The sequence below is a fragment of the Shewanella sp. N2AIL genome (assembly GCF_022690845.1).
Taxonomy (GTDB): Bacteria; Pseudomonadota; Gammaproteobacteria; order Enterobacterales; family Shewanellaceae; genus Shewanella; species Shewanella baltica.
The window spans coordinates 134,990-156,772 of the sequence record NZ_JALBYT010000005.1; the positions used below are offsets into that span (position 1 = coordinate 134,990).

Sequence of the window (21,783 nt, forward strand, 5' to 3'; positions counted from 1 at the left end):
GTTGAGGTGATAAAAAAGCAAAAAATCCGCAGCCATTTAGCTGCGGATTTTTGTTTTAGCTTTTGGCTAAGCCGGACTAAGTGTGTGTGCTTAAGCCGATTCTGCCGTCATGTTCACTAAGCGCGGTGTACTCTTAGTCGCTTTCTTGGCTGACACTGGGTTTTTAGGTTCTGGTAAACGTATGGTTAATGACATCACTAACGCCACCACCAGCAGCACTAAAATCACGTTGAAGGTCGCAATAAAGCCACCGAATAACGAGGCGACAATCGAACCGATAATGCTGCCGACACCAAAACCTAAGTAGATAACCCCATAGTTTTTAGTCAGGTTATTCAGGCCGAAGAAGTCGCTCACCAGTGAGGGATAAACAGTAATAGTGCCACCAAAACTAAAGGCAACGCAGGCGACCGCGACGAAGAACAGGTTAGCATTCAAAGGAATGAACAACAGTAACACCATACCTACTAAGGTGATGATCTGCGCCAGTGAAATAACGCGAATGCGGGGGATTTTGTCCGACAGAATACCCAGCACTAAACGACCACTGAGGTTCGCCATAGCAATCACAGCAACAGCATTGGCGGCGACCAGTACAGGCAAGTCGACCATCTTCTCGCCGATATCTTTAGCCACACCAATCACATACAAACCACTCATACAGGCAGACAGGAACATCAGCGCCAGCATCCAGTATTGCGGCTTACGCATGGCTTCTGCGAGGGTGAAGTCGCGGCTTTCGGCCTGCTGACTTGCGGCTGATTGTGCAGGCGCATCTTTCATCAACATACCGCCACATAACACCAGCGCCATGGCGATCAGGCCCCACTGTTGGAAGGTGGTTTCAAGGCCAGTATTTTCGAGTAACAGCACGTTGATGTACTTAAATCCAAGACTACCTAGACCATAGGCGCCAATCGCTAACGCCGAAATCAGCCCTTTGCGTTCGGGGAACCACTTCACGCAGTTAGACAAGGTCATCAAGTAGCCAGTGCCATCGGCAAAGCCCACTAAAATCCCTGCGCAAAGATAAAGCATCATCAAGTTACTGGCTTGGGCTGTGAGTAAGAAACCCAGCCCAAGTAATAGGCCTGCGCCTAAGGTGACATTACGCACGCCGAAGCGTTCCTGTAATTTGCCCGCCATGGAAGACGCCACGGCCAAAGACAAACTCAGCAAACCAAATACAAACGCCACTTGGCTGACAGGCTCGTCGAGCTTAGCAGCCAACTGCGCATTGAACAGGCTCCAAGTGTAAACTGAGCCGAGTGCAAACTGGGTGATAATAGTACCAACTAAGGTCAGGTACCGAGTACGGTTCATCTCTTTAGTCATGATGCATCTCGCTTTAGGGGATCAGGAATTGAGTCCACTATAAGAGAGATGCCATTCGCGCCGATCAATTAAGGCATGAAATACAGATCTGCAGGAATGAATGACAATTACAGCCTCATCAGCTGTCGAAAAGCCTTAATATTACTACGGCTAACGGGCACCTCGAACGACAAATCATGCAATCGGATCAGGTAAGTACTATTGAACCAAGGCACGATTTCGCGGATCTTGTTGATATTGACGCAATAGGAACGGTGGCAGCGGAAAAAGCCCTCGGCGGGCAAGCGGCTGACAAACTCGCTAATGGTCATCTGCATCACATAACGGTCGGTGCGGGTATACACATAGGTCAGTTTTTCATCGGCCTCGGCGTAATAAATTTGCTCGCAAGGCGTAACGATAATCCGCTCCCCTTTGACTAAGTTCACGGTACGACTCGCATTACTCGCGGCTTCATGTTGCGGCTTTGGCGCTTGCCGCCCCGCCTGTTCAATCTTCTGCAATAAGCTGATGATCCGCGGCTCATTGTAGGGCTTGAGAATATAATCAAAAGCTTCAAGCTCAAACGCTTCTACCGCAAATTCTTTATAGGCAGTGACAAACACCACATGGGGTGGATGGGTCGATTTATGCAGATTCTTCGCCAACAATAGGCCATCGATAGACGGAATTTGGATATCCAAAAACACCACATCAACCTCATGATCCTGCAGATATTTAAAGGCCTCCAAGCCATCTTCAAAGCTTGCCACTATGTCTATCTCACTGTGGCTCTTTACTAAATACTCCAGCTCCTCACGGGCCAGATATTCATCTTCAACTATGATGGCTTTTAACATACTTGCGCCTCATTTTCCGGTAAATAAAAGCTGACTTCAGTCCCCGGTTCCAGCCGTTTAAGCTGCAGCCCTTCGCCGTACAATAACTTCACCCTCTGGTGCACATTCATCAGCCCAATACTGCTGCTTTCTATGCGACCCGCGGCGACGCCATCTATCACCTCTTGGCTGATGCCATAACCTGTGTCACGCACGGCCACGCGAATGCCAGAATCGAGTTTTTTCACTTCTATGGTCACTCTACCCGGCGCACTGCGCGGCTGAATGCCGTGCAAAATGGCGTTTTCCACCAGCGGCTGCAACAAGAGGCAAGGTACACAAAAATGCACATCGTCGACATCGAACACCACTTCAAGCTTGTCGCCAAAGCGCGCTTGCTCAATCGCCACATAATCGCGTACTTGTTTGACTTCCTCTTGGATATCAATCAACTCATCGCCCTTGGCTAGGTTATAGCGCAGATAATCGGCCAGATTGGCAATCAACTCCCGCGCCTGCTGCGGCCGAATTCGGATCAGAGAAGAAATCGCATTGAGGGCATTAAATAAAAAGTGCGGGTTAATCTTGCTCTGCAGCGCAGTAAACTCCGCCTTGCGGGTCATCTCCTGCAGTTGCTCGATACGCGACACTTCCATCTGGGTCGAAATCAACTGCGACAAGCCCACCGCCATCTCTCGCAGCGAGCTGGTAATCCGATAGTTATTGCGATAATAAATCTTCAGCGTACCGCTCACAGTGCCGTTTTCACGCAGCGGGATTATGATGACCGAATGAAAATCCGATAAATGATATTGGCGTAAGTCGTTGTTAATAATGTTTTGATCTAGCTCTATCGCCCTTTGAGTCATCTCGCTAATCGCTTGATGACCATCGACCTCGTAGTAATCTTTGCCAACGCCCATATAGGCCAATACATCGCGAGTATCAGTAATGGCCACGGCATCGGCATGGATCTCATTACGGATAACGGCGCACACTTGCTCTAAGGCATGGCGGTCAATTTTGCGGAAGAAAGGTAAGGTTTTATTGGCGATATCCAGCGCGAGCTTGGCCTGCTTAGCGGCAATGAGCTCTTTCTCATCGTCGAGGTCCTGCACTAGCTTAATAATCAGTCCGATACACACAGTGCCCGCAATCATGGGATAGGCAATATGACTGACTATCTCAACGCCCACCTCGTGTGGCTCTGTCAGCAACCAAATCAACAACATGGTCAGCGTTTCGCACAACATGCCCGCCACAATGCCATAAATCCATAACTTAGATTTGGGGCATTTGTAGTAAATCCAGGTCGCCATTAGACCGGCAATAATGCTGGCGATTAAACACGGAATAGAGGTATCACCATCCATATCAATCAGATATCTATGCAGCCCCGACAGCACGCCCGCGGGAATACCAACCCAAGGGCCAAATAATATCCCGCCGGAAATAATCGCGATAATCCGCACGTTGACCAACGCGCCTTCAACCTCAATGCCGGTATAGGTACTGAACACCGCAAATAAGCAAAATATCGCCGCCACTGAGACCAGCTCTGCGGGAGTGTGATTACGCTTTTGGAATAAACGCTGGAACGGTCGAGTGCGGGTTAAAAAGAACAAGGTCATCAGCATCAAGGCCGCCCGTTCAAATACCGCCAGTAACATCATTTGATTTTCGAGCACGCTTTCCCCTTAATCAATCACGCTGAGTGACAGCCTAATTCTATATGTGAATTCTATCTGTGTTAGTGTTAAGCAGTATGCTGAATGGATTACGGCTTAGGCTGGCAATGTCGCCGCCAACACCGGTACCGATAAAAGATAGACTCGATTTTGCAGATCTGACTTAACGCGTGAAGGATAAAAATCACCGAGACTAACCCAGAACTCGTCCGCTATTACGGCTCGAGTAAAACATCAAACGCTAATGCCCCACATAAATACAGGCTTGCTAAAGTAAAGGACAGCAAAAACTCCCATACACGCGGGCTCAGTCACATATTCACGTTTGAATTGGGTTAACAGAGTTATCCAAGGGCGATTTTAACAGCTCAATTACCCAACCATATGACTGCGTCGATTTGCAAAATCCACGGGAATACCCGAAGCTAAAACCTTCGGCTCGAATGCAAGATGGGATCTGAAACCAGTTCAGCATGCCAGACTAACACTAACTAAGTGTGTCCTCGCAAAGGAATAAGGAGCGAACATGAGTGAAGTTCAAGCACAGTTTTATGGTGGCCCTAAGGAATGCCCTATTGAAAATGGCCGCATTCAAGTTCAACGAATTTCCCCCAAAATAAGTGATGTCGGCGGCATTCCCGTCGCACGGGCGATCCCACAAAAAGAGCGTCGTCTTATCGGCCCTTGGTGTTTCCTCGACCATATTGGCCCAGTCACCGACGGCCCTGAGCTAAACGTTGGCCAGCATCCGCACATTGGGCTGCAAACTTTTACTTGGATGCTCGAAGGCGAAATCATGCACAAGGACAGTCTCGGCAGCGCCCAAGTGATCCGCCCTAAACAAGTTAACTTGATGACCGCCGGACACGGTATCGCCCACACCGAAGAATCCGTCGCTGGCCATAGCACTATGCACGCGGCGCAGCTGTGGATTGCCCTGCCGCTTGAGCATAAAGACACAACTCCGAGATTCGATCACTATCCCGAACTCCCCACTTGGCACGATGCGGGCGTTGATTTCACCCTACTGATTGGCAGTTGGCAGCATCAACAGGCGCCCACATTGCACTTCTCGCCGATAGTGGCGATGGATTTATTTGCCGCCGAAAACACTGAGCTCACTCTGACTCTCGACCCGAGTTTTGAATATGCCCTCATGCCACTCGAAGGCTTTTTCCGCATCGATGACCAAAGCTTCAACAATAACGACCTCGCCTATCTGGGGATGTTACGCGAAAGCGTCACTGTCGAACTCGACGCGGGTTGCCGCATATTGCTGATTGGCGGCGCGCCACTGGCCGACCCTGTCAGTATTTGGTGGAATTTTGTTGGCCATAGCAAAGACGAAATCGCTCAGGCTCAAGCGGATTGGGAAGCCCACTCGACACGTTTTGATACTGTGCCCGGCTATGAGGGCAAGCGCTTAGTGCCACCGCCGATACCTTGGTGATCTTCAGCTAAAGAATGGCAGGCAAATACTTGATAGCGAGCCCATTAGCATCAATCCGATAACGGCCCACGCCTAGAATGGCTTACCCCATAAGTTTATGGGGTAAGCCTGATTATTAGCTCGCAGTTTGATATGAGTGCGCGAGAACAGCCCGAGCAAACTGCACGCTAAGCCACTCACAGGGCTATAAATTTTACGGATTTTTTACGCGCTATCTTAAAATGGCTTTGCTAGAGTACAGACACTTTCTTTATATGCGTCTTTCTATCCATGACTTCATCCATAGCGGCTCCCATGACTCAATACTGGCGTTCGCACCCAACATTTTTTACCGGCACAGTGCTGGTTATTGCGATTTTTAGCAGTGCATTTATCGATTATTTTGCAGGCTCCACCATAGCCGTGCTGCTGATCTTACAATTGGCCGTGGTCGCAGTGGCCCTGCAATGCAACGCTAACTTTGCCTATTTTGCTGCTGTGTTTGAGGCGACAAGCTTTAATTTTCTGTTTACCACGCCGCGCTATTCGCTACAGATGTTCAATCTTGAGGACATTCTCAATCTAACTGTGTTTTTACTTGTCGCCCTGACCACCAGCAAATTGGCCGAACTTTATCGCCGCCAGCAAGCTGCACTCGAACAAGCTCAGTTACGCAACAGCATCTTATTGTCGGTTTCCCATGACTTACGCACGCCGCTCTCGACCATCATAGGCACCCTGACGACACTTAAGGAATACATGCCTAAGCTCAGTGCGTCGCAAAAGACTGAGCTGATTGATAGCGCGGCCGCCGAGAGTCATCGTCTGCATCAATATATCGAAAACCTGTTACAGGCCACTAAGTTACAACACGGCGCCCTCAAGTTCAGCCTGAGTGAAGACGCCATGATGAATGTGTTGCACCAAGCTATCGGCCGCTTTCCCGCCGCGCAGCCGCGAATTGTTATCGACAGCGAGGCCGAACTGCCGCCGCTGATGATCAGCAGCTCTTTGATTGAACAGGCCATTTTTAATGTGCTGGATAATGCGCTGCGCTATTCGCCCTTAGATAAACCCGTCACAGTAAAAGCTTACCAGCAGGGCGATATGCTGCGGTTAGATATTCAAGATGAGGGCGTAGGCATCGCCGCCGCAGAGGCGCAGGCTATTTTTGAACTCTTTTATCGCCAGCATCCCTCCACCGATGGCGGCGCAGGCCTTGGGCTTGCCGTTGCGAAGGGCATAATTACCGCCCATGGCGGCCAGATCAGCGCCGAACCTGTGGCTAAGGGCAGTCTTATTCGTATTGCTTTGCCGATTAAAAAGGGAGAGCAATAAATGGCTTACAAGGTGCTGGTTGTCGATGATGAAGTGCAAATTCACACTTTTATGCGGATATCGTTAGAAGCGGAAGGCTTTGAATATCATGGCGCCGCCTCGATTGCCTCTGCCCTCGCCCAATATCAAGCACAGCGGCCACACGTGTTAGTGCTCGACCTTGGCTTACCCGACGGCGATGGCATCAGCTTGCTGCAAACCCTACGGCAGCATGACAAAGTGCCCGTGCTTATCTTAACCGCCCGCGATCAAGAGGAAGAGAAAATCCGCCTATTGGAAGCGGGCGCCAATGATTATCTCAGCAAGCCATTTGGGATCAGGGAGTTAATCGCGCGCATTAAGGTATTAGTCCGCGACTTAGTGGACGAACCCGCCTTGAGTGATGTGCTGCAATTTGGCGCACTTAAGCTGCAAAAAAGTACCCACCAGCTTTGGCTCGACCAGCAAGAAATCGCCTTAACTAAAAAGGAATTCGCCCTGATTGAGACCTTAATGGCTCACCCCGGTCAATTAGTGAAACAAACCGAATTACTGCGGGATATTTGGGGCGAAACCCATACAGAAGACAGTCATTATCTGCGGATTCTGGTCAGTCAGTTACGCAAAAAGCTTAACGACAGCACAGAGCAACAACTGATCAAGACAGAAGCGGGACTCGGCTATCGCTTGACTGACATGAGTCAAAAATAACGTTTTTATCATCAACACTTTCAAAAAATCATAAAAGGATGTTTGTATGGCGCATTTTACCGTTATTGGATTAGGCCGCTTCGGCGTCGCCGTGAGCCGAGAACTGATCCACTTAGGTCATACGGTTACAGGTGTCGATAATGACCATAAAGCTGTTGAAAAATATGTAGAAATTCTTACAGAAGCCGTAATTTGCGATTGCGCTGATGAGGCGTCACTAAGGGAACTCGATCTTGCCAGTAGCGAAGTTGTGATTGTCGCTATCGGTTTTGATATGCAATCGAGCCTGCTGTGCACCCTGGCACTGAAAAATCTCGGCGTGCAAAATATTTGGGTTAAAGCCAGCAATAAGGCGCACCACACCATATTGTCTAAACTCGATGTTACTCGGATTATCCACCCTGAAGAAGATATGGGGGTCCGCGTCGCCCAGTCGCTAAACTACCCTATGGTTAATAACTTTCTCGCTATCGGCGATGGGCTCTATATTGTTGAAATCCATATTAAAGCCCATTTGCATCAAGCCACAGTTGGCCAGCTGCTGGGGAACTTGCAAGAGAAAAACACTGATGAGCAAACTAACGTGCAACGCAGCCCTAAGGGCAAAGTCGCGCCGTTAATGGTCAAACGTGAGCAGAGCGTATTTAGCAAGATTGATAGCGATTTTACCTTGCACACAGAGGATGCCTTATTCCTTTGCGGTAGCCGTGCCGAGTTAAAACAGCTCGCGCCAAGGTTGGTGTAAGGTGGTTCAATGGCATCCTTCGCTCACCCTAGAGCACACTCCTAAAACCGGCAAAAAACTCTTTGGCGCGCCGCCCTTTATCTTAAGTGCAAGCTTTGCTCTGTTAATCCTCGTCGGCACATGTTTACTTAAACTGCCCATCGCCACTGTGTCGCCCATTACTTGGCTGCAAAGCCTGTTTACCGTCACCTCGGCGGTGACAGTAACAGGGCTTGTGGTCGTCGATACTGGAAGTGTGTTCACGCCCTTTGGCCAAGTGATAATCGCGCTGCTAATTCAATGCGGTGGTTTAGGCTTGATGACCTTTGCGATTGTCACCCTTATAGCCCTTGGCGGTAAGATTGGCTTTCTACAGCAAACCGTCGCAAAAGAGGCGTTTAATCAAACCGATACATCGACATTAGTCTCAACCGCCAAAGCCGTATTTGTGTTTTCGCTGCTGGTTGAAGCCGTAGGCATGCTGATTTTATCAGTGCATTGGAGCCATGAACTCGGCTGGCAAACTAGCTTATTCCACGGCTTTTTCTATACCATTAGCGCCTTTAATAACGCAGGTTTTGCCCTCAGTGCCGACAGCCTAATGCCCTATGTGGCCGATCCCGTGATCAACCTAACCATCACAGGTTTATTTATCATTGGTGGTTTAGGATTTTCGGTGTGGATAGATCTTCGTAGGAACAAACGTTGGTCAAAACTCAGCGTTTACAGCCGCATGATGATCACCGGCACTATTGTCATCAACGCGGTCGCCGTGATTGCGATTTACTTTATTGAGTACAACAACCCCAACACCTTGGCGCCCTTAAGCGAACTCGGAAAATGGTTAGCCTCATGGTTTCAAGCCGTTACACCGCGCACCGCAGGTTTTAATACCCTAGCGATTGACCAACTCGAAGACGCCAGTACCTTGCTCATACTCGTGCTGATGTTTATCGGCGGCGGCTCATTAAGTACCGCCAGCGGCATTAAAGTCGTCACCTTTATGGTGCTGATTTTGGCCACTTATGGTTATTTACGCCGCGACGAAGCCATCTATGTGTTTAAACGGGAAATCCCCAAAGATACCGTCAGCAAAGCCTTAGCACTGACCATCATCTCTCTGGTCGTATCTTGGCTGGCCATCTTCATATTGGTATTAAGCGAGAAAGCGCCGTTAATCGATATCGTCTTCGAGGCCATATCCGCACTGGGCACTGTCGGTTTATCCCGCGGTTTAACAGGCAACCTCACCAATCTAGGCCAAGCCATCATCATCTTTATGATGTTCATGGGTCGCCTCGGCCCACTCATGCTCGCCTATTTCCTCGCGAATCCAAGGGTGAAAAAACTGCGCTATGCAGAAACCAAACTGGCGATTGGTTAAAGAAATTAGTTGGAAGGCTGGCACTGCAAGTCAGTGCCGCCCTTCGAGTCTGTTCACCGCTATAACACTTTCCGTTTCTTTTAAAAGAACTATTCCGATAGGCGATTCGATGGCTTCATGCCATCGAAAACCATATCAGTGGCACTCTATATCTCAGAATTCCCCCAACTGAGTCATTCTTTCTAAGCCACCCATTGTGATCACCTTGAAAAACGACGAAAGCACTCCCGCCATATATCTAAATATCTGATGGCATAAGCTATCCATTGATTATCCACTTCAACCTTTATCCGCTATAGTGGATGTTGCATAATATTCCATTGACCAAACTCCAGCTAACTCATTGCCAATGAATAAAAAACTCACCTTCGCTCTATCAAAGTTCGACTTTTAGACCTTAGCAGAAATACGCTTGGTGATAGCACGAAAGATACTGTAGGTTATATTCCATACTATCAGTGGCTTTGTTTTTATTTGTAGCAGTTAAACCCATTAGTAGAACAAGAAAAGCTAAGGTTTGAATGAAGACTGTTGCTAATTAAGCAAGAACTTTGAGTTGATCAATAACTGAAGCTAATAAGTATGTTTATTAACTAAAAAGTCGGGTGGTAGCGATAGATATGTTTCAAATACAGGATTTAGTCGACCTTCAAGCCTTATCAGAGTCAGCGGAGTTGGAATTTAAATTGGCTCAAGGACAAGATGGTAAAGGTAAATTACCTGATGATTTTTGGCCAACTTACAGCGCAATGGCCAATTCTCGTGGTGGCTATGTTGTTCTCGGTGTGCGTGAGAAAAAAGGACAACTGACATTAGCTGGGATTGAAGATATAGAGATTGTTCACAAACAATTGTTTGATATCGCAGGTAATAATGCCAAAGTAAACATAAACTTACTGACAAATGATAGTGTTCAAACGGTGAACATTGAAGGAAAATCACTACTAGTTATAGAAATTCCAACAGCTCGTCGTGACCAAAAGCCTATTTATCTGAAAAATCAGCCTATGAAGGAGACTTACACTCGTCTACACGAAGGTGATCACCGCTGTAGTGAAGAACAGGTTAAGCGGATGATGGCAGAGCAGGTAGAAGATAGCCGAGATGATAAAATTCTCACTGGTTTTGACTTCTCTGATATCGACATGGACAGTCTCAAAGCATACAAGAACTTATTTTCAGTTGCTAAACCGCAACATCCTTGGCTGGAATTAGACCTTTTTGAACTGTTTAAAAAGCTGGGTGGATGGAGAAAAGATCGTCAGACTAGCGTTGAAGGTATAACGTTAGCTGGAGTATTGATGTTCGGTACTTGGGATGCCATTCAAGACGCTGTTCCGAATTATTTTGTTGACTATCGTGAACGAGATGAAGCCAGTGTTGAGCGTTGGGTGGACCGCCTTTACCCCGATGGATCTTGGTCTGGAAACGTGTTTGATTTCTATCGTCGTACATACCGGAAATTGGTCACGGACTTAAAAGTACCATTTGAACTTCAAAATGGTATTCGCTTGGATGATTCAAAAGCCCACGAAGCTATTCGTGAAGCATTAGTGAATACGCTTGTTCATGCAGATTACACAGGACGAAGCTCAATCCTTATCGTAAAGCGGCCTGATTTATTTGGTTTTCGCAACCCAGGGTTGATGCGTGTCCCCCCAGAAATAGCAGTAAAAGGTGGTGAAAGCGATTGTAGAAACCGCAGGATGCATCAAATGTTTCTGATGATTGGTGCGGGAGAGCGTGCTGGTTCAGGAATTCCCAAAATATATAGTGGATGGGAATGGGCAAAGTGGCGAACCCCGAAGTTGTACGAAAAATATGAACCGTCAGAGCAAACCCTCTTAGAGTTATCAACCGCAAGCCTTATCCCAGAAGAAGTAACTCAGTTGTTAGCGGTTAAGTTTGGCAACACCACCTTTTATTCACTCAACGAACTTGAGCAGATGATTGTTGTAACCGCAGCAATTGAAGGCTGGGTAAACCACGAACGAGCTTGTCAGCTAACCAGCAAGCATTCTCGTGATGTTACGCTGGCTTTACCTCGACTAGTCGATAAGGGCTTTCTTGTCGCAAGTGGAAAGAAAAGAGATAAGTCATACAGCTTACCAGGAATGGAGTTGCCATCCCCAGAGGAAGTTTTTTCTAATGCGTTAACTCCTATAAATAACTTAACGCATAACGCCAGAAGCTTAACGCATAGCATTGGTAACTTAACGCATAACAACAGTAATGCTATTGACTCGAACGAAACTAGAGATGATAAAGGCAGGTTTATCAGCTCTTTAATTGACAAACCATTTGTCGATAGCCTTGATGTGTTAAGCGAATCATTTCGACAAGAACTTAACGCTTTAGCTGCTCCTGCCAGAGAACAGCGTCGATTAGATACAGTTATTATGAAGTCGCTGATTGCTGGCCTCTGCCAAGAACATTACATCTCTGTTTCTGTTTTGGAAATGATATTAGATCGTAAACCTCAGAGCTTACGACAAAATTACTTGAAGCCTATGATTTCAGAAGGGTTGCTAAAAATGGCGTTTCCTCATAAGCCTAATTCACCAAAGCAGGGGTATACCACGGCGGACTAATTTTACGTTAGGAATCGACTTCTAGTATAAGTAGATTTATATCCCTAACATCAATAGGCTGAATTACTACTAAGTAAATCTACTTTGTCTTCGTTCTAATTCCCGACTTAAACTTGTGTAGTGACACTTTACACAAAGATTAAACCACTCGACCTGCGGCGACGCCTGATGCCCAGGCCCACTGGAAATTAAACCCGCCTAACCAACCACTTACGTCCATGACTTCACCAATAAAGTAGAGTCCTGCGACTTTACTGGCTTCCATGGTTTTGGATGACAACTCATTACTATCAATACCACCTAAGGTCACTTCTGCGGTGCGGTAGCCTTCAGTGCCGTTCATTAATAGTGTCCAACGGTGGATATCATCGACTAATTTTGCGCGCTCGGCGTGCACTAGTTGATTTAAGGCTTTGTTCAACAGGGCCTCATCGAATAGCACTTCAACCAGCCGTTTAGGCAACCATTGGCTGAGAGTGTTACGCAGGCTTTGCTTAGGGTGCGCGGCGAATTGTTGCTCTAGCAATTGCGCCAAATCCATATTCGGCAAGAGATCGATTTCTATGGTTTCGCCCGCTTTCCAATAGTTGGAAATCTGCAAAATTACAGGGCCAGATAAGCCGCGGTGAGTGAATAGCAACGCTTCGCTAAATGCAGTGCCATCTTTGGCGGTAATGCGGCTCGGCACGGCTATGCCCGACAAAGGTTCGAAACGAATTTTATCTTCACTGTGCCAGGTAAACGGTACTAAACCTGCGTGAGTTGGCAGCACTTTTAAGCCAAACTGCTCGGCCAGTTGATAACCGTAAGGCGTGGCGCCGAGTTTAGGCATGGATAAGCCGCCGGTGGCGATAACCAGTGAGTCGCAGCTCAATTCGCCGCTAGAAGTGTTGAGCTCAAAGTGCCCTGCCTCGGTCTTTTTAACGGCCAGAATATCGGTGCGCAGCTTAATGGTCACGCCCGCCCATTCACACTCGGTCAATAGCATAGTGACTATCTCTTTAGCCGAGTCATTGCAGAACAATTGGCCGTGATCGCGTTCGTGGTATTCAATGCCGTGGCGCTCGACCAGTTCAATAAACTGCTGCGACGGATAACGTGCGAGTGCCGACTTAACAAAGTGGGGATTACCACAAAGGAAATTTGCGGGCTCGACTTTAAGGTTGGTGAAGTTACAACGCCCGCCGCCGCTGATGAGGATTTTACGCCCGGCTTGCTTGGCATTATCGAGTACGAGTACATCACGGCCTCGGTAACCTGCGGTCGCTGCACACATCAATCCCGCGGCGCCGGCTCCGATAATAATGACATCATGATGTTTCACGCTCTTACTCCACACAGATAAATTGATTGGTATTGGCTGCCAACGGGCAGTTTGCTGACTCGCGAACCTTTAGCAAGCAAGTCAGCAACCGCTAAACGGAGCAAAGATAAGCTCAAACGTTAGGCACAAAAAAGGGCGCTATTTTAGCACCCTTTCCTTTATTCAGCATCATCACGGCTCGCGGTTTATTGCGCGGGCGTTTCTGATTTCTTTTCTCTGCTGAGCAATTCTTTCGCAGCATCGACGGGCGATTTACCTTGGTACAAGACTTGGTAAATCTGCTCGGTGATTGGCATTTCAACCCCAAGGCGTTTCGCAAGCGTAAACACTTCCTTGGTATTGCGATAACCTTCAACCACTTGGCCGATTTCAGCCTGTGCTGTCATCACATCACAGCCTTTACCTAAGGCTAAACCGAAACGACGGTTACGGGATTGGTTGTCGGTACAGGTCAACACTAAGTCGCCTAACCCCGCCATGCCCATAAAAGTGGCCGCATTAGCACCTAAGGCTTCGCCTAAACGAGTTAACTCAACTAAACCACGGGTAATCAAGGCTGTTCTGGCATTGGCACCAAAGCCGATACCGTCGGACATGCCCGCACCAATCGCGATCACGTTCTTTACCGCGCCGCCAAGTTGCAGTCCGGTAAAGTCGTCGTTGGCGTAAACCCGCAAACGTTTAGGGCTGTGTAACAGCTCGACGAGATCGTTGGTGAATGTAGGACAAGTGCCCGCAACCGAAATGGCCGTAGGTAAACCCATGGCTAATTCTTTCGCGAAGGTAGGCCCAGATAACACCGCCAGCGGATATTGCTCACCTAACACATCACGGGCCACATCTTGCAGCAAACGTCCGGTTTCAGGTTCGAGCCCTTTCGTTGCCCATACGATGCGCGCATCGCTACGGAGTAACGGTTTAGCTTGCTCAAGCACAGTTCCAAACACATGGCTTGGTACTACCACTAACACATTGTTACTGGCAGCTAAGGCTTTGGCTAAATCGGCTTCGATCTGTAAACAATCAGGAAACGCAATACCAGGCAAAAAAGCTTGGTTGCACTTGTCTTGAGCGAGCGTTTGCATGTGGACAGGATCGTGTCCCCATAACAAGGTCTTATGACCGTTGCTGGCTAAAGAAATGGCAAGGGCGGTGCCATAAGAGCCCGCCCCTAATACCGTGATATCGGCAGAGTTTTTCATGTAATTAAGCGTTAGCTTCTTCGGCGGCTGGTGCAGTCGCAGCAGCTTGACGTTGTTGCACGTATTGGGCAAACAGCGCGTCGAAGTTAACTGGTGCTAGGTTCAGTTGTGGGAAAGTACCACGACCGACTAAGCTGCCCACGGTTTCGCGAGCATACGGGAATAGGATGTTAGGGCAGTATGCACCTAATGAATGCGCCAGTTGTGGCTCAGTCAGACCAGTGATAGAGAAGATACCAGCTTGTTGTACTTCACATAGGAAAGCGGTATCGCCACCGTTTTGTGCAGTTACCGTTAAAGACAGGACAACTTCATACACATCGTCAGCTAATTTAGCGCTGCGCGTGTCTAAATCTAACTTAACTTCTGGGTTCCATTCTTTTTGGAATACAGCTGGGCTGTTAGGCGTTTCGAAAGAAACATCTTTAGTGTAAACACGTTGGATGTTGAATTGTGGGGCTTGTTGTTCGTTGTTTGCTACTTCAGCCATAATTTCCTACCTATCCTATCAATGTTGTATCGGCTTTTCGTTGAAAGCCAATTATTATTTGAAAGCCAATTCATCTTTGAACGTAAATTGGCTCGGGGCTTATGTTACTCAAGGCCTGTATCAGATCTCGGTATCATCCCAACTTGCACCCATATTCGGGTATCGATCGAACCAGTCTAAAAACTTACATTAAGCCCTTAGCGACCGCAGGATCAGTATGCCAAACAATGATGACTGTATTGCTGCACTGCCTAAAGGATAGGGTGCAGCTTAAATCATAACTGCCGCCGACAACTTATCTTTTGCTTTTTGAAACAGGCATATTTGCTGCCTGCCATTCACCCATACCACCTTTCAAGTTATACAGGTTTTCGAAACCTTGTTGGCTTAAAAGCTGAGCGGCTTGAGACGAGGTCATGCCAGCATTGCATACCAATATAATGGGACTGGCTTTAAACTTTTCAAGGGCAGATATCTGATTATTTTTAATATCTGCTAGCGTAACGTTAATTGCATCAACAATATGCCCCTTGCGGAACTCGTCATTAGAGCGCACATCAACGACTTTAGCGTCCTGTCTGTTCACCATAATTGTCAGTTCTTGGTGAGAAATACTTTTGATTTTTGACATGCTCGATTTGATGATACTCGCGACAAGCACAACAAATAATCCCACCCAGGCCAGACTTAACATTGAGTGAGCTTTAAAAAATTCGATATATTCTTGCATGATGATTGCCCGCATAAATGGCGAAAATTCGATAAGGGCACAGAGTATACCGATTGCCTTGGCAGATTGCAGCAGTTTAGTCACAGTTCGAGATCGCACTTTTAGCGCAATTGCCTAGGTGCTTGTTACAAGCCAGCCACAGAATTGGACGAATTAGTGATTCGATGACCTTAATCGGGGTAAAGCGCTTTTTCATACCCCGCTAACGTAGTAATATTTGACCAATTTCAGATTTCTATCGCTTCTATAAAACTTAAAGGTATCACTATGACGACAGCTAAACGTCCGCTCGCGTTGTTGATCCTCGATGGCTGGGGCTACCGTGAAAACACGCATAACAATGCGATTTTCCACGCCAACACTCCGGTACTCGACCGTCTCAACGCTCAATATCCCCATAGTTTGATTTCAGGTTCTGGCTTAGATGTAGGCTTACCTGATGGCCAGATGGGAAATTCTGAAGTTGGCCACATTAACTTAGGCTCTGGCCGTGTGGTTTATCAAGAACTCACTCGCATCAGTAAAGCCATTGCAGATCATGAGTTTGAACAAAATCCAGCCCTGTGCGATGCGGTTGATTCAGCCATTAAAGCCGGCGGCGCAGTGCACATTATGGGTCTGCTTTCTGCCGGTGGTGTTCACAGCCATGAAGAGCATATCGAAGCGATGTGCCGCATGGCCGTTGCCCGTGGCGCAACTAAGGTTTATCTGCATGCTTTCCTCGACGGCCGTGATACACCACCGCGCAGCGCTAAAGGCAGCTTGAGCCATTTTGATGATCTGTTTACTACATTAGGCCATGGCCGTATCGCCTCGATTATTGGTCGTTACTTTGCAATGGACAGGGATAATCGTTGGGATCGCGTCTCGCAAGCCTACGATTTGATCACCCAAGGCAAATCCAAATTCCAATACGACAATGCGGTTACTGCACTAGAAGCGGCTTACGAGCGTAACGAGAACGACGAGTTCGTCTCTTCATCGGCAATTACAGATGCAGACGGCCAAGTCGCCACCTTGCAAGATGGCGATGCACTGATATTTATGAACTTCCGTGCCGACCGTGCCCGCCAAATCACTCGTAGCTTTATCAACCCAGACTTCGATGGTTTTGAGCGCGCTGTCGTGCCGAAAATGCACTTTGTCACTCTGACTGAGTACGCCGGCGACATCAAAGCCCCTATCGCGTATCCATCTGAAAACTTGGTAAATACCTTAGGTGAAGTGCTGCAAAAACAAGGTCGCACTCAACTGCGTATCTCTGAAACTGAGAAATACGCCCATGTGACTTTCTTCTTCAACGGCGGCAAAGAAGAGCCATTCGAAGGTGAAGATCGCATCCTTATCAACTCACCTAAAGTGGCGACTTACGATCTACAGCCTGAGATGAGTTCAGCCGAGCTGACCGACAAGTTAGTGGCGGCGATTGAGTCGACCAAGTACGACGTGATCATCTGTAACTATCCGAATGGCGACATGGTTGGCCACACGGGTAATTTCGATGCCGCCGTTAAAGCCTGTGAAGCGGTTGACGCTTGTATCGGCCGTGTAGTTGATGCACTGGCGAAAGTGGGTGGTGAATGCATTATTACCGCCGACCACGGCAACGCCGAGCAAATGACGGACGAAACCACAGGTCAGGCGCACACAGCCCACACCAGTGAACTGGTACCTTTCGTCTTTGTGGGCCGCGATGCGACCATAGATGACGGTGGTAAACTCAGCGATGTCGCACCGACCATCTTGACCTTGATTGGCGAAGCCATTCCAGCAGAGATGACGGGCAAGCCCTTAATCCACATTAAAGAGTAACCGTTACCTAGTGAGCACTCGACTCCTTGTTGTTAAAGCCAGCATTCTTGCTGGCTTTATGATGTTATCTTTCTCGGCCAACGCTTCTGATTTGGAGAAGCGTCAGTCCGAGTTGAAATCAATCCAAACGCAAATAAATCAACAACAAAGCGCGTTAAAAACCACCAGTAAACAAAGAGAAAAATTGCTGTCATTGCTGCGAAGCGATGAAGAAGCGATTGCGTCAGCGGCTAAAAAAGTCAACAGCACTAAAAATAGTTTAGCGCAAATCGATACTAAACTGACCGAGCTAAAACAACGTCAAGATGAGCTAGAAACGCTTAAAGTGACTCAGCAGCAAACACTGTCGAAACAGCTGTCGAGCGCCTATCTTGCCGGTAATCACGATTACACTAAGATGATGCTCAATCAGCAAAGTCCTGCGACTATCGAGCGTATGTTGGCCTATTACCAATACCTCAATAAAGCGCGGATGAAGTCGATCAACGAATTAAAGCAAACCTTGACCGAGCTAGATGAGATCAAGGTGTCGCAAACGAGTAAACAAAAGCAATTAACCAAACTCGTGGCCGAACAACAGGTCCAAGCCAAACGTTTGAGCCAAGAGCAAGATCAGCGACAACTGACCATCAAAGAGCTGCAACGCACCTTAAATTCTAAGGGCGCTGAGCTGGAGCAGTTGCAAATTGAAGAGGCCAGCTTAAAGCGCGTGGTCGAACAAGCGCTGCGAGCCATGAAAGACAATCCTTCGATGGAAGGTTTTGGTAAACAAAGTGGCAAACTCAAATGGCCAACTAAAGGTCGCGTCAGTGCCAGCTTTGGCAGCCAGCGTTCCGGCCAAGTGGTATGGAAAGGCACTATGTTATCCGCGCCAGAAGGGCAAAATATTCGAGCCGTTTCAGGTGGTAAGGTTATTTATGCCGACTGGTTACGTGGTTTTGGTCTGGTGATGGTCATCGATCATGGCAAAGGTTATATGAGCCTTTACGGCCATGCTCAAACCCTATTAAAAAGCCCTGGCGACATGGTAAAAAGCGGCGAAGCGATAGCTTTAGTCGGACGTTCGGGTGGACAGAGCGAGGCTGGCCTATACTTTGAAATAAGGCACAAGGGGCAAGCCGTCGATCCAGCGAAATACTGTCGCTAATCATAACGGTCCCCTCATCACAGGGGACGGCTATGAAACACATGATCCGCTATATCAGTTGCGTTGGATTAGGCCTGACTTTGGGCCTATCCATCAGCCTCTCTAGTCAAGAGAACGCTAAGTCTTATCGCAGTGATTTTGACTATCCGTTACTGCAAGATGTGCTTGAAACTGTTGAAACTTATTATGTGAAAACCGTTTCGAAAGAAGAGTTAGTGCAAGCGGCAATCAAAGGTATTTTTGAGCACTTAGATCCCTATTCCAGCTTTTTGAATCACCAAGAATTACTCGATCTCAAAGACTCCAATCGCGGAGAATATTTTGGTTTCGGCTTCGAAGTCGCAACCCAAAATAACCACATCAACATCATCGCCCCCTTCGCCCATTCCCCTGCAGAACAAGCCGGAATACGCGCAGGCGACATTATCGTTAAGCTCAACGACACACTGGCGACCGAGACTAACCTCGCCAATATTCTCGCCGAGATAAAAAAACATAGCCTCAGCAATCAAAGCATTAAGCTAGTGCTTAAGCACAGCAATGACGATGCGACCTTTGAGGTGTCACTCAAGCCGAGCACTATCACTATCGAATCTGTCACCACTCAACTGCTTGATGGCAATATTGGGTATGTCAGATTAAGTAGCTTCCAAGAAAACTCGACCGAAGATATGGTGCGCTCACTTAGCCAATGGCAAAACAAACCGCTTGCCGGACTCATCTTAGATTTACGTAATAATCCCGGCGGCCTGCTCGACCAAGCCGTTAAAATTGCTGACCTATTCCTCGCCAAGGGCCGAATAGTCTCAACCTCAGGCCGCTTCTTCGATGCCAACTCCGACTACTACGCCTCACCACAAACCATGCTGACTAACGTGCCCATGCTAGTGTTGATCAACAAAGGCTCGGCCTCTGCATCCGAAGTGCTCGCCGCCGCACTGCAGGAAAATGGTCGAGCTAAGCTGTTAGGTGAAACCAGTTTCGGTAAAGGCACAGTACAAAGCCTGATCCCCATCTTAGAAGATGGCAACGCGATAAAACTCACCATTGCTCAGTACAATACCCCCAGAGGTGAAAACATTCACAATATAGGAATCGTCCCAGACATAAAAATTGCCGCAGAAACTGGTTCCGGCGCAGGTAATTTGGCTATAATCGACGCCCTATCCGTCCATGCATCTCTGGCCCAAGATCATCAAGTGACCTCAGCCATTGCATGGATACAGCATCATGACTAATAAGAAGAAACTGTGCGCTTACTTTATTCCTTGGCCCTATTGGCCCTAAGCATTTCTCAAAGTCATGCTGCTCAAATTGCCCTCATTATTGATGACATAGGTTATCGTCATACCGATCAAGCCGTGCTGGCACTGCCCAGCACAGTGACACTCTCAGTGTTGCCTCATACTCCTCTAGGCAAAGAACTCGCAAATGCTGGCCATAAAAAGGGCCACGAAATCATGCTGCATCTTCCTATGCAGGCGCTTAATGGTAAGGCGTTAGGGCTGGGTGGATTGACCAATACTATGACTGAGGCACAAATTCGCGCCAGTGTTATCGATGCGATTAACAGCGTTCCTTTTGCTAAAGGTGCCAATAACCACATGGGGAGTTTATTGACTCAACTCGATGATCCTATGCTGTGGGTGATGGAAACCCTCAAACAAAAGCATCTGTATTTTATCGATAGTATGACAACAAGGTTCACTAAGGCGGGAGAGACAGCGGATCAGTTAGGCGTGCCGTTATTAAAACGCCAACTGTTTCTAGACAATGATATCAGTGCTAAAGCACTCGAAAGACAATTTAACTTAATGATAAGTCAGGCACACACTCAAGGTAGCCTAGTGGCGATTGCCCATCCTTATCCAGAAACCATGCGCTTCTTAAAGGCCAATCTACAAAGACTAAAAACCGAGGGGATTGATCTAGTACCTGCATCAAGCTTGCTCCCCATCGGCATTGCACACAAAAATGGAACTAATCCAGCTGTAACACTGAGATAGACATGTCAGGCAACAAGGCAAGTAACTCATCACGATTACTCACAATGTCCAGCAGAGTATATTGATCGAGCACATTCAAATACGCTTCAACTGCTTGTGCTAACACGCCTTTCAGCTTACAGGCAGGCGTGAATCGGCAGTAAGGTTTACTGCAATCAATCGGCGCCAACGAGTTTTCTAACACCCGAACTAACTGACCTAAGTTAATCTCACTCGCAGGCTTACCCAAACGGAAACCGCCCATCTTACCGCGAATGGTTTCGAGGTAACCCATCTTGCCTAAATGATGCACTATCTTAGAGACATGATTTGGCGACAAATCAAATACCTGAGTAATTTCAGCAATTCTAAATAAAGTGGTTCTGTCTGGCTGAACCGCCAAATACATCAAGGTTCGAACGCCAAAATCGGTATAACGAGTTAACTGCATATTTCACCTGTCAGCGATAAACTTAATGAGAGGTTTGAGCTTCGAGTTGGGTAATCAACCAAAGCGCCTCTTCGTTCGAATGACCACATACATCTTCCGATGCATCAAAATCACTACAAACCGCGGGACGATCGGGCGAGCCGAAGATCAAACATAAATTGGCATCACTCAGCTGCACACAACGCTCACCCGCAGCCTTACCATTTGGCATACCAGGAATACTGCTGCTAATTGAAGGCGCAATACAGCAAGCACCACACCCAAGACGACAATTCATTTTCGTTACTCATGAAAGACATAAGGCATTATACCGTTTAATTTGTCCGAGATCAGTGTCACAGGTCAATACTGCCAAGTCGCGCACAAGCGCCATTCTGTGCGTGAAAGACATAATATGAAATAAGTGGGACAAACTTAGACAAAAGTAGGCTGAGATTTAAATTTTACGCCGACGAATGTGAGGTAGCGATGCCGAACTGGGCTGTTAAGCAGGGATGCTGTTGGACGGGACGGCCGCGACGATTGAAATAGATAAATTCCAGATACGAAAAAGCCCTAACATTGCTGTTAGGGCTTATCGAAATGTTGGCGGAGCGGACGGGACTCGAACCCGCGACCCCCGGCGTGACAGGCCGGTATTCTAAC

Annotated in this window: 19 protein-coding genes; 10 read left to right on the forward strand and 9 right to left on the reverse strand. The window is 47.6% G+C overall.

Going from position 1 to position 21,783, the window contains the following annotated elements; translation table 11 throughout:
• Positions 1-90: 90 nt before the first annotated feature.
• The 3 genes from MO387_RS05305 to MO387_RS05315 all read right to left on the reverse strand — a co-directional run bounded on the left by MO387_RS05305 (position 91) and on the right by MO387_RS05315 (position 3,841).
• A complete protein-coding gene (locus MO387_RS05305; protein WP_107946165.1) occupies positions 91-1,335 on the reverse strand; it encodes an MFS transporter in 1,245 nt (414 codons plus the stop codon).
• 107 nt (positions 1,336-1,442) lie between these two features.
• A complete protein-coding gene (locus MO387_RS05310) occupies positions 1,443-2,174 on the reverse strand; it encodes a LytTR family DNA-binding domain-containing protein (protein WP_006083764.1) in 732 nt (243 codons plus the stop codon).
• Positions 2,168-3,841, reverse strand: coding sequence for a sensor histidine kinase (locus tag MO387_RS05315; RefSeq protein ID WP_325050866.1), 1,674 nt, complete (start codon positions 3,839-3,841; stop codon positions 2,168-2,170). The genes MO387_RS05310 and MO387_RS05315 overlap by 7 nt, the downstream gene beginning before the upstream one ends.
• Before the next feature lie 526 nt (positions 3,842-4,367).
• Here MO387_RS05315 and MO387_RS05320 point away from each other — a divergent pair.
• The 6 genes from MO387_RS05320 (at position 4,368) to MO387_RS05345 (ending at position 11,997) form a co-directional block, all read left to right on the forward strand.
• The gene (locus MO387_RS05320; protein ID WP_107946164.1) at positions 4,368-5,291 is read left to right on the forward strand and encodes a pirin family protein; all 924 of its coding nucleotides are present in this window, start codon (positions 4,368-4,370) and stop codon (positions 5,289-5,291) included.
• 270 nt (positions 5,292-5,561) lie between these two features.
• Positions 5,562-6,608 (forward strand): ATP-binding protein, encoded by a 1,047-nt coding sequence (locus MO387_RS05325; protein ID WP_012196484.1) that lies wholly within the window; start codon positions 5,562-5,564, stop codon positions 6,606-6,608.
• Entirely contained in the window at positions 6,609-7,298 is a 690-nt protein-coding gene (locus tag MO387_RS05330) for a response regulator transcription factor (protein WP_107946163.1), read from the forward strand.
• Positions 7,299-7,344: 46 nt separating this feature from the next.
• Positions 7,345-8,043, forward strand: a complete 699-nt coding sequence (locus tag MO387_RS05335) for a TrkA family potassium uptake protein (RefSeq protein WP_107946162.1) — start codon at positions 7,345-7,347, stop codon at positions 8,041-8,043.
• A 1-nt stretch (position 8,044) separates the two neighbouring features.
• Positions 8,045-9,406, forward strand: a complete 1,362-nt coding sequence (locus tag MO387_RS05340; RefSeq protein ID WP_107946161.1) for a TrkH family potassium uptake protein — start codon at positions 8,045-8,047, stop codon at positions 9,404-9,406.
• A 620-nt stretch (positions 9,407-10,026) separates the two neighbouring features.
• Positions 10,027-11,997 carry an RNA-binding domain-containing protein gene (locus MO387_RS05345; RefSeq protein WP_107946160.1) on the forward strand — a complete coding sequence of 657 codons (1,971 nt, stop codon included), beginning with the start codon at positions 10,027-10,029 and terminating at the stop codon, positions 11,995-11,997.
• Positions 11,998-12,136: 139 nt separating this feature from the next.
• Here MO387_RS05345 and MO387_RS05350 read toward each other — a convergent pair whose 3' ends face one another.
• The 4 genes from MO387_RS05350 to MO387_RS05365 all read right to left on the reverse strand — a co-directional run bounded on the left by MO387_RS05350 (position 12,137) and on the right by MO387_RS05365 (position 15,743).
• Positions 12,137-13,321: an NAD(P)/FAD-dependent oxidoreductase gene (locus MO387_RS05350; protein ID WP_107946159.1), complete on the reverse strand. Its 1,185-nt coding sequence runs from the start codon at positions 13,319-13,321 to the stop codon at positions 12,137-12,139.
• A gap of 185 nt (positions 13,322-13,506) precedes the next feature.
• Positions 13,507-14,523, reverse strand: coding sequence for an NAD(P)H-dependent glycerol-3-phosphate dehydrogenase (gene gpsA, locus MO387_RS05355; protein ID WP_006083776.1), 1,017 nt, complete (start codon positions 14,521-14,523; stop codon positions 13,507-13,509).
• 4 nt (positions 14,524-14,527) lie between these two features.
• A complete protein-coding gene (gene secB, locus MO387_RS05360; protein ID WP_006083777.1) occupies positions 14,528-15,013 on the reverse strand; it encodes a protein-export chaperone SecB in 486 nt (161 codons plus the stop codon).
• 295 nt (positions 15,014-15,308) lie between these two features.
• Complete coding sequence (locus MO387_RS05365; RefSeq protein WP_006083779.1) at positions 15,309-15,743, reverse strand: rhodanese-like domain-containing protein; 435 nt, start codon at positions 15,741-15,743, stop codon at positions 15,309-15,311.
• A 267-nt stretch (positions 15,744-16,010) separates the two neighbouring features.
• Between MO387_RS05365 and gpmM the strand changes: the two genes are divergently transcribed.
• The 4 genes from gpmM to MO387_RS05385 are packed head-to-tail and all read left to right on the forward strand — an operon-like array spanning position 16,011 to position 20,708.
• A complete protein-coding gene (gene gpmM / locus MO387_RS05370; RefSeq protein WP_107946158.1) occupies positions 16,011-17,555 on the forward strand; it encodes a 2,3-bisphosphoglycerate-independent phosphoglycerate mutase in 1,545 nt (514 codons plus the stop codon).
• 10 nt (positions 17,556-17,565) lie between these two features.
• Complete coding sequence (locus tag MO387_RS05375) at positions 17,566-18,702, forward strand: peptidoglycan DD-metalloendopeptidase family protein (RefSeq protein WP_107946157.1); 1,137 nt, start codon at positions 17,566-17,568, stop codon at positions 18,700-18,702.
• Between the two features lie 32 nt (positions 18,703-18,734).
• Positions 18,735-19,940: a S41 family peptidase gene (locus MO387_RS05380; RefSeq protein WP_107946156.1), complete on the forward strand. Its 1,206-nt coding sequence runs from the start codon at positions 18,735-18,737 to the stop codon at positions 19,938-19,940.
• Between the two features lie 12 nt (positions 19,941-19,952).
• A complete protein-coding gene (locus MO387_RS05385; protein WP_107946155.1) occupies positions 19,953-20,708 on the forward strand; it encodes a divergent polysaccharide deacetylase family protein in 756 nt (251 codons plus the stop codon).
• On the opposite strand, the gene MO387_RS05390 is transcribed toward MO387_RS05385, so the two are convergent.
• Together MO387_RS05390 and MO387_RS05395 are read right to left on the reverse strand one after the other, a co-directional pair.
• Positions 20,683-21,138: an Rrf2 family transcriptional regulator gene (locus MO387_RS05390; protein ID WP_006083784.1), complete on the reverse strand. Its 456-nt coding sequence runs from the start codon at positions 21,136-21,138 to the stop codon at positions 20,683-20,685. The two genes, MO387_RS05385 and MO387_RS05390, sit on opposite strands and share 26 nt — an antisense overlap.
• Before the next feature lie 22 nt (positions 21,139-21,160).
• Entirely contained in the window at positions 21,161-21,415 is a 255-nt protein-coding gene (locus MO387_RS05395) for a YkgJ family cysteine cluster protein (RefSeq protein WP_006084804.1), read from the reverse strand.
• Between the last annotated feature and the right edge of the window lie 368 nt (positions 21,416-21,783).